Annotated in this window: 10 protein-coding genes; 7 read left to right on the top strand and 3 right to left on the bottom strand. The window is 72.2% G+C overall.

The window, feature by feature from the left end; genetic code table 11:
* Positions 1-98: 98 nt before the first annotated feature.
* Together O7613_RS07565 and O7613_RS07560 are read right to left on the bottom strand one after the other, a co-directional pair.
* Positions 99-2,924, bottom strand: coding sequence for a LuxR family transcriptional regulator (locus O7613_RS07565; protein ID WP_282292955.1), 2,826 nt, complete (start codon positions 2,922-2,924; stop codon positions 99-101).
* Between the two features lie 162 nt (positions 2,925-3,086).
* Complete coding sequence (locus tag O7613_RS07560) at positions 3,087-4,598, bottom strand: MDR family MFS transporter (protein ID WP_281583480.1); 1,512 nt, start codon at positions 4,596-4,598, stop codon at positions 3,087-3,089.
* A 246-nt stretch (positions 4,599-4,844) separates the two neighbouring features.
* Here O7613_RS07560 and O7613_RS07555 point away from each other — a divergent pair, with 246 nt between their 5' ends.
* The 3 genes from O7613_RS07555 (at position 4,845) to O7613_RS07545 (ending at position 7,276) form a co-directional block, all read left to right on the top strand.
* Positions 4,845-5,501, top strand: a complete 657-nt coding sequence (locus O7613_RS07555; RefSeq protein WP_282292953.1) for a TetR/AcrR family transcriptional regulator C-terminal domain-containing protein — start codon at positions 4,845-4,847, stop codon at positions 5,499-5,501.
* 69 nt (positions 5,502-5,570) lie between these two features.
* Positions 5,571-6,503 (top strand): ATP-binding cassette domain-containing protein, encoded by a 933-nt coding sequence (locus O7613_RS07550; RefSeq protein ID WP_281583482.1) that lies wholly within the window; start codon positions 5,571-5,573, stop codon positions 6,501-6,503.
* Positions 6,500-7,276 (top strand): ABC transporter permease subunit, encoded by a 777-nt coding sequence (locus O7613_RS07545; RefSeq protein WP_282292950.1) that lies wholly within the window; start codon positions 6,500-6,502, stop codon positions 7,274-7,276. Before O7613_RS07550 ends, O7613_RS07545 begins: the two co-directional genes overlap by 4 nt.
* 38 nt (positions 7,277-7,314) lie before the next feature.
* Here the strand turns inward: O7613_RS07545 and O7613_RS07540 are convergent, their stop codons facing one another.
* Positions 7,315-7,614, bottom strand: coding sequence for a hypothetical protein (locus tag O7613_RS07540; RefSeq protein WP_282292948.1), 300 nt, complete (start codon positions 7,612-7,614; stop codon positions 7,315-7,317).
* Positions 7,615-7,864: 250 nt separating this feature from the next.
* On the opposite strand from O7613_RS07540, the gene O7613_RS07535 reads away from it, so the two are divergent.
* The 4 genes from O7613_RS07535 (at position 7,865) to hemA (ending at position 12,140) form a co-directional block, all read left to right on the top strand.
* Complete coding sequence (locus O7613_RS07535) at positions 7,865-8,398, top strand: hypothetical protein (RefSeq protein ID WP_281583485.1); 534 nt, start codon at positions 7,865-7,867, stop codon at positions 8,396-8,398.
* 213 nt (positions 8,399-8,611) lie between these two features.
* Positions 8,612-9,142, top strand: coding sequence for a hypothetical protein (locus tag O7613_RS07530; protein ID WP_281583486.1), 531 nt, complete (start codon positions 8,612-8,614; stop codon positions 9,140-9,142).
* Between the two features lie 100 nt (positions 9,143-9,242).
* Positions 9,243-10,823, top strand: coding sequence for an AMP-binding protein (locus O7613_RS07525; protein WP_282292946.1), 1,581 nt, complete (start codon positions 9,243-9,245; stop codon positions 10,821-10,823).
* Between the two features lie 75 nt (positions 10,824-10,898).
* Entirely contained in the window at positions 10,899-12,140 is a 1,242-nt protein-coding gene (hemA, locus tag O7613_RS07520; protein WP_281583488.1) for a 5-aminolevulinate synthase, read from the top strand.
* The last annotated feature ends 41 nt before the right edge of the window (positions 12,141-12,181 follow it).

The following is a 12,181-nucleotide window of genomic DNA, read 5'->3' as shown; positions in this document are numbered from 1 at the left end:
GTCGTGGCGCGCCGGCGGGGCCGCCGGAACACGCGACCGCGCCGGCTCGGAGGCGGCACGACACCTGCCGTACCGGTGTCGATCGTCCGGGGCGCCGCTTAAGCCGCGCTAACCTGGCCGCGCTTGCGCCCCCGGGTCGCCTCCCGGCCGAGCCGGAGGAGCAGGTCGCCGCGGCTGTTCACCCGGAGCTTGCGGTAGACCCGGGTCAGGTGCTGCTCCACGGTGCTGACCGTGACGAACAGCCGCGCGGCGATCGCGCGGTTGGTGTGCCCGTCGGCGGCCAACGTGGCCACCCGGCGCTCGGCCTCGGTGAGCCCTTCCAGCATGGTGGCGACGTCCGGCCCGGGCTCGGCCGCGTCGGCCGCGGGCGGCTGCTCGTCGGCCGGGCCGCAACGTGGCCGGGGCGTGGCGTCACGCCGGTCCGGCGCGCCCGCCGACTCCGGCCACCGCGGTCGGGCCGCGTGCGGGCCGCCCACACCGTGCGAGCCGGCAGCGGTGGCGGCGGCGTGCCCGCCGGTCGACACGTCTGCCCCGGAGCGCAGCAGGGCGACCGCCTGCCGCAGCAGCGGCAGGCGGTCGGCCGGTTCGCTCGCCGTGGCCAGCGCCCACAGCGCGGCGCCGCGCTCCCGGGCGTTGTGCTCCGGCAACCGGTCCAGCTGCTCCAGGGCCAGTTCACGGCACCGTTCCGGCCGGCCGAGGGCGAGCTGCGCCCGGGCCAACTCGGTACGCCACGGCACCAGCTCGGGCTGGTCGATGTCCCAGGCGGCCGTCAACCGGCCGCACGCCTGCAGGTCGACGAGGGCCGCGCGGACACATCCGGTACGGAGGTGGTGACGGCCCCGGGCGTGCAGGTACTTCAGGCCGAACGGGGTGTCGAACATGGCCGCGGGCACTGCCACGGCCAGGTGTGCCGTGGCCTCGTCGTCACGCTCGCCCGCGGTGGCCGCCAGGACCAGGTTGGACAGCGGGCCGCCCACGGCGATGCCCCAGCCGGCGGCGGGGAGCAGATCGAGACCCCGGCCGGCGTGCCCGACCGTGGCGGCCAGGTCACCGCGGCGCAGCGCGCCCTCGGCGGCCATGGCCGACAGGAGGGCCTGTGCCGTCGGTGGGCGCCGCCCGGTGCCCGGATGCAGCGGCGGGTAGTCGTTCGTGCCCGGGTCACCGAGCCGGTCGGTCAGGACGCTCGCGAGCATCACGACCGAGATCGGTCCCAGCGCCTCGTGGTCCAGCCGGGTGTTCCGGACGACCTGTTCGGTGGCGGCCACGACCTCGGCGTGCGTGCTGCGGGCGGCGAGCGCGGTAAGCGCGGCGGCGGCGGGCAGCGGGCCACCGGACGCCGGCAGAATTCCGCGCGCGGCGAGCTCCCGCCGGGGCCGGTCGACGCGCTGCGCGTGGCCGGGGAACAGGTAGGTCAGCAGCAGCAGCGGTGCGCCCAGAGCCGCCGCGCTCTCGTCGTCGAGCGGCCCGGCCGAGGTCAACGCGTTGACCACCGCGACCGCGTCATCGATCAGGCCGTGCCAGAGCAGGTACGGGACCAGGGCCGCGGCCTGGCGCCGGACCAACTGCCCGTGGCGGACCGCGGCGAGCAGCTCCGGCAGGCGCCGGGCCGCGTCGGCCGGGTTGAACTGCCACTCGGCGCGGGTGAGCGCGAGCGTCGCCTCGGCACGCCGCCGCGCGTCGGGCTCCGACGCGCCGGCCGAGTCGAGGAACGACACCGCCTCCTTCACCCGCCCCTCGGCCAGCGCCTGGCTCGCGGCGTCGCGCAGGGTCGGCGCGACCCAGGCGCCCTCGACTCCGTCCGCGCCGAGCAGGTGCCGCGCGACGACGACCGGCGACTCGCCGGTCGCGTGCCCGAGAACGGCGAGCCGGCGGTGCAGTTCGACCCGTTCCTGAGCCGGTGCGCCGGCGAGGACGGACATCCGGATCCGGGGGTCGCGGAAGGTGTCGCCGGTCAACAGGCCGACCCGGCGCAGCGCCAGCAGTCCCCAGTTGACCATCTCCTCGCTGAGGTCCAGCAGCCGGGCCAGCACCGGCGCGTCGGCCGGGCCGCCGGTGACGGCGAGAGCGTGGGCGATCGGCCGGGCCGGCGGCGGGCTGCGGAACAGGCAGGCGCGGACGGCCTCGATGAACGCCTCGCCGATGGCCGGGCGAGCGACCGGATACGGCCCTTCTGCACGCCGCGTCATGTCCTCGACCAGGGCCGCGGCCAGCCGCGGGTTGCCACCGGTGAAGGCGTGCAGGTGTCCGTCCAGGCCGGGCTCGACCGTCGCCGGCAGCCGCTGCGCCAGGCGGGCCACGCCGGCCCGGGTCAGCGGGGGCAACGCGATCGGCATCGAGCCGTGCAGCAGCTCCACGTACTGCGCCGGGTGGACGGGTGACAGCTGCGGAAGCTCGGTCAGCACCATGAGCAGGGGCGTGGTCCGGACCCGTCGGCTCAGGTAGGACAGGAACTGCATGGAGTACGCGTCGGCGTGGTGGACGTCGTCGACGCACAGCACGATCGGCCGTTGCTCGGCGCGGCGCAGAAACGCCATGCACAGGCCGTGCAGCATGCGCGCCGGGGCCTGCGGGCACGAGGCGCCGTGCGCCGAGGGCTCCCATTCCGTCGACATCGCCGCGTCGAGCAGCCCGCCGACGCTCGGTCCCGGTGCGTCGCTCCGGCCCAGGCCGGCGGCTTCGGCGAGTTGCCCGACGACGCCGAGCGGCAACGACTGCTCGGCGCGGGCCGCGATCGCGGTCGCCACGTCGGCGCCCGCCTCGCCGGCCAGCTGGCGCACCCGGTCCAGCAGGACGCTCTTGCCGTTACCGGACGCGCCGCCGAGCACGACCGTCCGTCCGCTGCCCGCCACGGCGCCGGACAACAACCCGCGCAGCGTGCGCAACTGGTCCTCACGCTCGATCAGATCTCCGGCCGGCCGATGCATTGATGCCTCCCGTAGCGCCGACCCGTGGCTCGGCGCGCAGGCGCGGCGCCATCCGGGACACCCGCCCGGCCGAACCTCGGGTCAACATGCAAGATTATCAATATGTGATCGACGTTCCGCACGTCCGGCGCCCGACCGGGAGGCCGGGCGCCGGACGTGGCATCAAGCCATCGTCGCGGGCCGCGAGGCCGGATCCTCCTCGTCGGTGCGCAGGACGCGTGGCAGCAGCAGCGCCGGAACGAGGGCGGCCACGGTGAACGCCACGGTCCACCAGAACGTGTAGCCGTACGCGCCGGCGACCTGGTCGAGCGTCGGGTGCCCACCGGCTCCGGTGTAGGCGTCGGTGACCCGGCGCTGGAGGATCACGGCGACGATGGCCACGCCGAAGGAGCCGCCGAGCTGCTGGAAGATGCGCAGGGCGCTGCTCGCCCGGGTGAAGGCGTGGTGTGCCAGCCCGCTGTAGGCGGCGGCCATGCAGGGCACCAGGATCGCGCCCAGCCCGGCGCCACGTACGACCAGGGCGGCGCCCAGCACAAGCTGGTTGACCTCCCCCTTGGCCAGGGCGAACGGGATCGTGCCCACGGCGGCGAGCACCAGCCCCGTCACCGCGATCCAGCGCGGGCCGATCTTGTCGGTGAGCGGCCCGGCGAGCAGGAGCGCGACGGCGAGACCGAGACCCTGCGGCGCGAGCAGCAGGCCGGCCCGGACCGCGCTGTCGCCGTGGACCTGCTGGTAGAGCAGCGACAGCAGGAAGATCGCCCCGAACATGGCCATGCCGAAGACCAGCAGCACACCCGACGAGGCGGCGAAGTTGCGCGACCGGAGCAGCCGCAGGTCGATGATCGGCTCCCCCGCGGTCCACAGCGAGTGCCACGCGAAGGCGGCCAGCAGCAGGACGCCGGCGATCAGCGGGACGAGGACCTCCCGCGCGGTGAAGCTGCCGTGCTGGCCGGCCTCGGACAGGCCGTAGACGAGCGCCGCGCAGCCCGGCGAGAGCAGCAGCAGCCCGAGCTTGTCGAGCCCCTTACGCTCGGCCGAGGCGGTGCTGCCCGCCGGCATCAGCCGCCAGGACAGCGCCAGCGCGGCCAGGCAGATCGGCACGTTCACGTAGAAGATCCAGCGCCAGGAGAGGTGGTCGACGAGCACGCCGCCGAGGACCGGGCCGAGGACCGGGCCGAGCATCGCCGGCACCCCGATCGCGCTCATCATGCGGCCGAGCCGCTGCGGCCCGGCGGCGGCGGCGAGAATCGCCTGCGCCAACGGGAGGATCATCCCACCGCCGAGGCCCTGGATCACCCGGAAGACGATGAGGCTCTCGGCCGACCACGCGACGCCGCAGAGGACGGAGCCGACGAGGAACGAGGAGAGCGAGAACGCCCAGGTGGCCCGCGCGCCGAACCGGTCGACCGCCCAGCCGGTGAGCGGAATGACGATGGCCATCGCCAGCAGGTAGCCGGTGCTCACCCACTGGATCGTGCTGACCGTGGCGTCGAAGCGCTCGCTCAGCCGGTCGATCGCGACGTTCACCATGGTCGAGTCGAGCTGCACCATGATCGCGCCGAGCATGATCACACCGGCGAGCTTGAGCAGCTCCGGTGTGATGCGGGCGCCGTCGCCGGAATCGGTGGCCGCGCCGTCGGACGCGGAAATGTCGGATCGTGCCGGAACAGTCATCTGCGACTCCGATTGATAGCGGACCGGCAACGGAAACCGGTACGGCGCATCGCCATGCGATACACCGTATCAGAAGCCGATAGGCTGTATGCTGACCGCATGTCACCGAAGCCGTCCGATTCTGGGGTTGACCAACAGCCCGCCGATCCGCCCGCCGCTCGCCGCGCCGACGCCGCGCCGGTGAGCGGCTCGGTCTGGACGCGCCCACCACGGCCCGCGCGGCGGCGACTGTCCCTGGAGACGATCGTGCGCACGGCCATCGACCTGGCCGACGCGCACGGGCTCGACGCCATCACGATCCGCCGGGTCGCCGCCGAGCTCAACGCCCGACCGATGAGCCTCTATTCGTTCATGGACCGCAAGGACGACCTGATCGAGCTCATGGTCGACGAGATCCTCGGCGAGATGGTCCTCGACCAGCTCCCGGAGGACTGGCTGGCGGCGCTGCACGCCATCGCCGCGCAGACCCGGGCGGTCGGCCACCGGCACCCGTGGCTGATCGCCGCGATCATGCAGCGTCCGGCACTGGGGCCCAACGCGGTGCGGCACGCCGACCAGTCGATGACGGCCATCGCGGGGCTCGGCCTCGAGCGCGAGCAGGCACACACCCTCCTGATCGCCATCGACGCGTTCACCATGGGCTTCGGCGGCCTCGAACTGGCCGGCCACTCCATGCGGCAACGCGACGGCCTCTCCGAGTCCGAGTGGGCCGACTCGACCGGTGCGTACCTGAACGGCCTGTCCCGGGCCGGCCGCGCGCCATACCTGGCGCAGCTCGCCGAGCGGCCCGCCGACGACGCCTTCACCGCCAGCCTGAACTGGTTGCTGTCCGGGTTCGCCGCCAGCCTCGGCGCGACGGCCGGCGAGGCACACCCCCTAGGTTCGACGCCCACGAACCCCTGACTTTTCTTAGGGGGCGCAACCGACATTCCGGGCTGGTTCCGGCGCGAGGAGGCACGGTTGAATGGCTCCGTGATCGAAGTGCTGCACCTGACGAAGCGCTACCGGCGCACCACCGCGATCTCGGATCTCACCTTCCGCGTCGGTCCCGGCCTGGTCACCGGTTTCCTCGGCCCCAACGGCGCCGGCAAGACCACCACCATGCGGCTGATCCTCGGGCTGGGTCGGCCCACCGCCGGCACCGCGACCGTCGACGGTCGCGCCTACGCCGAACTGCCGCGCCCACTGACCACGCTCGGCACCCTGCTGGACGCGCAGGCGGTCAACCCGCGTCGGGACGGCTTCCACCACCTGCTCGCGCTGGCCCAGAGCAACGGGATCGGCGCACGCCGGGTCCGCGAGACGCTCGACCTGGTCGGCCTGGCCGAGGTGGCCCACCGACCGACAGGCGGCTGGTCGCTCGGCATGAAACAGCGTCTCGGCATCGCCGCCGCCCTGCTCGGGGACCCGGCCGGAGTGATGCTCGACGAACCGCTCAACGGGCTCGACCCGGAGGGCATCGTCTGGCTTCGTGGGCTGCTGCGCCGGCTGGCCGACGAAGGCCGGGTGGTGCTGCTCTCCAGCCATCTCATGAGCGAGATGGCGCTGATCGCCGACCACCTCGTGGTGATCGGCAGGGGACGGCTGATCGCCGACTCCCCGACCACCACCCTCCTGCGCGACCGCGTACCCGCTTCGATGCTCGTGCGGGCCGAAGGCGCGGACGCCTTCGCCGAGCTGTTGCGCGGCGCGGGCGCCTCGGTCGACGTCGAGCCGGACGGCGCGCTCCGGGTCCACGGTCTGGACGGCACGGGGGTCGGCCGCCTGGCCGCCCGGCACCGGGTGGTGGTCACCGAGCTGACCCCGGTCCAGCCCTCGCTGGAGAACGCCTTCATCGACCTCACCCGGGACAGCGTGGAGTACGCCGCCCCGCCATCCGCCATGATCGAGGACGGAGCCCGATGAGCCTGACCGGAGTCCTCGCCGGGGAGTGGACCAAGGTGCGCAGCCTGCGCTCGATGGCCTACGGCGCGCTGCTGGCGCTGGCCATGGGCGCCGGTTTCGGGATGCTCACCAGCTATGCGGCCGGCCGCGACTACGCCCGCTCGTCGGCGGAGGCCCGGGCGTCCTTCGACCCGGCCGCGTCCAGCCTGCGCGTCTACCTGTCGATCCAGTTGGTCCTCGGCATCCTGGGCGTGCTGACCATCACCAGTGAGTACGCGAGCGGCACGATCCGGGCCAGCCTCGGCGCCGTTCCGCGCCGGAGCCGCCTGCTCGCCGCGAAGGTGGCCGTCTTCACCGCCGGCGCGCTTGTCCTGGGCCAGCTCGTCGCGCTCCTGGCGTTCCTGGTGGGGCAACCGGTGATGGCCGCGCAGGGCGCTCCGTCGACGACGCTCGGCGCGCCCGGGGTGTTGCTCGCGGTGGTCGGGGCGGGGCTGGTGATGACCGCGGTCGGGGTGCTCGGCGTCGCGCTCGGCGTGCTGACCCGCAGCACCGCGGCCGGGCTGATCACGGTCGCGGTGCTGACGGTGCTGGTGCCGTCGTTCATCCCGGCGCTGCCCGAGCCGCTGTCGTCAGTGCTCGGTCGCTACTGGCCGACCACGGCGGCGGCCCAGCTGACCAAGGTGGTGCCGGACGCCGGCGCGCTCGACGGCTGGGCCGGTCTCGGTCTGCTGGCAGCGCTGGTGTCCGCCGCGCTGGCCGCCGCCTTCGTCGTCTTCGGGCGGCGCGACGTCTGACGCGCCGCCCACCCGCGTGGCAGGCGGCGCGTCAGGTGTCAGACCCGCTTGCCCTCAAGGTTGAACCCGCCGATGAGGCCGGCGGTGACCTTCCCGGTCATGGTGTCGCCGTCCACCGTCACGTTGAACGTCAGCGTGACCTTGACCAGGGCCATCTCCATCTTCCAGGTGGCCGTGTCGCCGTCGGCGTGGCCGTCGAAGATCTCGGACTGCTGGTTCATCGTCTTGTTGGTCAGGGTGCCGGTGACGTCATCGCCGTCGACGTGCAGGACGACCTCGCCCTCCTGCTTGCCCATCGGGCTGTCGATGATCAGCTGCCAGGTTCCCGCGACGCTCATCAGACCTCCATCATTCGGGTAAGGACACGCTCACCGTAGGGACGCCCCTCGCCGGCCAGCACCCCTAGCCCGCCCCTAAGTCGTCCGTCCCCTATGCCACGTCGGCGCTCCGGCGTCCGGACCCGGCCGGGTTAGCGGCGCTTAAGCGCCGCCACACACGATCGGCATCGGTACGGCGGGTGCCGTACCGCCTCCGAGCCGGCTCCGTCTCACGCAGGGCCGGCCAACCCTGCTAAGGAGACTGACGCTCATGCGCAAGCCACGGCCGAAGCGGCTCACCGCCCTGCTGTCCGCGATCGTTCTCGGCGGCGCCACCACCGTCGTCCTGGGCGGCTCCGTGGCGTCCGCGGTCCCGGCCCGGCACGGCAAGAAGCGATGCTCGGTGACCTCCGGCCTCACCGACCGTTCCCAGTTGACCAAGCACGACGGCCGCGCCCCGGGCACCACCGACGGCGACAGCGTCGTCTACCACGACGACGTCTACAACAAGGCCGGTGACGTCGTCTTCACCGGCGAGGGCACCGTGCTGGTCTACACCAACCCCAGGAGCGGCGCGCTCTGGGAGTTTCTCGCCATCACCATCCAGATGCCCAGCGGCGGCACGTACTTCGGCACCACGACGTTCGCGATCGAGGACGCGGTCGCCGGTAATCCGCAGACCATCCCGGTGGTCGGCACGGCCGGCGACACGGTCGGCAAGGTCGGCGCGGTGAAGTGGAGCCTGGTCGGCTACGAGGGCCCGAACCTGTCCATCTTCGACGTGACGGCGACCTTCTGCGGCTGACCGCCACGGCGGCGGCACGGGCACGTCCTCCCTGGCGGGGCACCTTGAGGTGCCCCGCCAGGCGCGTGCGGGGCTCCGCCCGTCGCGCGGCCGGGCCGCCTTGGGCGCGCTTTAGGCGGCTGCAAGGCCGGGGCAAGCGTCGTCACCGAGGCTGGCCGCACCGGTGGGCAGATGCCCGGGAGGCCGGCCACCATGCGAAGGAGACTGACGCTCATGCGCAAGCCAAGGCCGAAGCGGCTCACCGCCCTGCTGTCCGCGATCGTTCTCGGCGGCGCCACCACCGCCGTCCTGGGCGGCTCCGTGGCGTCCGCGGTCCCGGCCGCACACCTCCGCCCGTGCGCGGTGACCGCCGACCTCACCGACCAGTCCCACCTGACCAAGCACGACGGCCGCGCGCCGGGCACCACCGACGGCGACACCGTCGTCTACCACGACGACGTCTACAACGCGGCGGGCGAGCTGGTCGTCACCGGCGAGGGCACCGCGCTGGTCTACACCAACCCCGTCGACGGCACGCTCTGGGAGTGGCTCGCGGTGACCGTGCAGATGCCCAGCGGCGGCACGCTCTTCGGCACCGTGCCGATCTCGATCGCGGACGCGGTCGCCGGGAAGCCGCAGACCATTCCGCTGATCGGCACCGCCGGCGACATGCTCGGCAAGACCGGTTCCTGGAAGTTCAGCCTGCGCGGCTACACCAACGTGAACCTCTCCATCTTCGACGTGACGCTGACCATCTGCGGGTGACCCGCGCACGCACCGCACCGCCTCCACCCACCGCCCTCCGTGGATACCTGGTGCCCACACCGATCGGGCGACGCTGACGACAAGAACAGGGAAGGTACCCATGGACCGAACCGCCGCCGAGTCGGCCTGCCCGAACTACGTGATGCGGATCCTCGACTCGCTGGCCAGCCGCCCGGACGAGGTCGTCGTGAAGTGGCGGGACCAGAGCATCACCGCCGGCGAGTTCGTGCGCTCGACGGTGGCCGCGACCCGCCGGATGCAGGAGTTGGGCATCGACCGCACCCACACGGTCGCCGCCCTGTCGGCATCGAACAGCCCGACCATCATCTACACCCGCTACGCGGCCCACCTCCTCGGTGCGCGCCTGGTGCACATCCTCTCGGTGAACGCGAACTCGGCGGCCGAGTCGCTGGCCGAGAGCCAGCAGGTCGACATCCTGAACGAGGTGAGCGCGACGCTGCTCGCCGTGGACGTCGAGAGTCTCGATGTCGCCCGCCGGCTGCGGGACGCCGTCAAGGGTCCACTCAAGCTCGCCACCTACGGCTCCGACGGCGCGCCGGTCGACGCCGACCTGTCCGCCGGCGACACGAACGACGACGGCCTGCCGGAGCCCCGGCCGATCGTCGAGGGCGACACCGCCACCATCATCTACACCAGTGGCACCACCGGAAAGCCGAAGGGCATCTGCCGCAGCTACGGCTCGTGGCACCGGGAGACCGTCGGCGCGATGAACCAGGTGAAGAGCATGAACCTGGGGCCGTCGGGCTACCTCGTCACGATCCCGCTCAGCAACGCCGGCATCTCGGTGGACTCGGTGCTGGCGCACGAAGGGGTCGTGCTCCTGCACGAGCAGTTCGACGCCGGCCGGGTGCTCGAGACCATCGAGCGCGAGCGCGTGGGCGGCACGTTCTGGGCCACCCAGCACCTGTACCAGATCCTCGACCACCCGCGCCTGAACGACGTCGACACGTCGAGCCTGCGCCTCGTCATGTACGGCGGCACCCCGATCTCGCCGGCCCGCATCGAGCGGGCCGTCGAGAGGTTCGGTCTCATCTTCGTCCAGTACTACGGCACGACGGAGAGCCGCCGGATCTCCGCGCTGACCCCCGCCGACCACCGGGACAAGAACCTCCTCGCCAGCGCCGGACGCCCGATCCCCACCGTCCAGGTGGTCATCCGCGATCCGGAGACGGGCGCCGACCTGGACGCGAACGTCCCCGGCGAGGTGTGCGTGCGTACCCCCGGGATGATGACGGAGTACTTCCTCGACCCGGTGCGGACGGAGAAGGCGCTGCGCGACGGCTGGTTCCACACCGGCGACATCGGATACTTCGACGACGCCGGCTACCTGTACCTCGTCGACCGCCTGTACCACGTCGTCAAGACCGACGGCATCAAGATCTACCCGGCGGAGATCGAGCGCGTGCTGTTGCTGCACCCCGCCGTCACCCGGGCGAGCGTCATCAAGGTCCGCGACGCCGACCTGCGTGACTCCATCTGCGCGTACGTGCAGCCACGCGCCGCACACGGCGACCTCACGTCCGAGGAGCTGGCCGAGTTCGTGGCCGAGAAGATGTCTCCCCTGCACGTTCCGGCGGTCATCGAACTGGTGTCGGATCTCGCGACGACGCAGTTCGGCAAGGCGGATGCGCAAGCCCTGCGCCAGATGCGCGGCGCGTGATCATCCGGCACAGCGGCTGTCGTCGCCACCTGGTCATACCTACCCACCGAGGCCGAGTAAGGGAGCCCGATACCCATGACACATCTCCTTGAGCTCATCTCCACCGAGATGGACGCGCTGTCGCACGGCCGTCGCGAATTCCTCGAGATATCGAGGATCGCGGGCAGGTTCCCCCGGGCCAACGCGCCCATGCTGCCCGCCGACAGCGCCGAGGTGAGCGTCTGGTGCAGCAACGACTACCTGGGCATGGGTCAGGCGCCGATCGTGCTCGACGCGGTGAAGAGCGCCGTGGACGAGAACGGGGCGGGCTCCGGGGGTTCGCGCAACATCAGCGGCACGAACGGGTACCACATCCAGTTGGAGGCCGAACTCGCCGCGCTGCACCGCAAGGACGGGGCCCTGCTGTTCAGCACCGGCTACACGGCCAACACCGGGGCCCTGGCGATCCTGGCCGGCCGCGTTCCCGGCACCGTCGTCTTCTCGGACGAGAAGAACCACGCGTCGATCATCGACGGCATCCGGCAGAGCCGCGCCGAGAAGCGGATCTTCCGACACAACGACGTCGACCACCTGGCCGAACTCCTCGCCTCGGTGGATCCGGACCGGCCGAAGATGATCGTCATGGAGTCGATCTACTCGATGGACGGTGACGTCGCGCCACTCGCCGACATCGCCGACCTCGCCCGTCGGCACCACGCCCTGACCTACCTCGACGAGGTCCACGCGGTCGGCATGTACGGCCCGCGCGGCGCCGGGATCGCCGCGCAGGAGGGCATCCAGGACCAGTTCGACGTCATCATGGGCACGCTCGCCAAGGGATTCGGCACGGTCGGCGGCTACGTCGCCGGACCGGAACCGTTGATCGAGGCGGTGCGCATGTTCTCGCCGTACTTCATCTTCACCACGTCGCTGCCGCCGGCCATGGCGGCCGGCGCCCTGGCGGCGGTGCGTCACCTGACCACGTCGGAGACGGAGCGGGAGATCCTGCACCACAACGCCGCGGTCACGCACCGGCTTTTGGACGAGCGCCGCATCCCCTACGTGTCGGCCATGTCGCACATCGTCTCGGTGTTCGTCGGTGACGAGGCCAACTGCCGGACGGCCTCCAGCATCCTGCTGCACCGCCACGGCATCTACGTGCAGCCGATCGACGCGCCGAGTGTCCGGCCGGGTCAGGCCGTGTTGCGGGCCACGCCGTCGGCGACGCACCACGAGGCGGAGATCCTCCGCTTCGCCGACGCCCTGGACGACATCTGGAACGAGCTGGGGCTGCCCCGCGCCAACGCGGGACATCTGGTGGCGGAGGCGACGGAGTGACGACGGACGAGGGTTCCGCCGCCCGGGTCGTGCGGGGCCAC

It is taken from the genome of Micromonospora sp. WMMD975 (genome assembly GCF_029581215.1).
Taxonomy (GTDB): Bacteria; Actinomycetota; Actinomycetes; order Mycobacteriales; family Micromonosporaceae; genus Micromonospora.
This window is presented reverse-complemented; position numbering and strand designations above follow the sequence as displayed.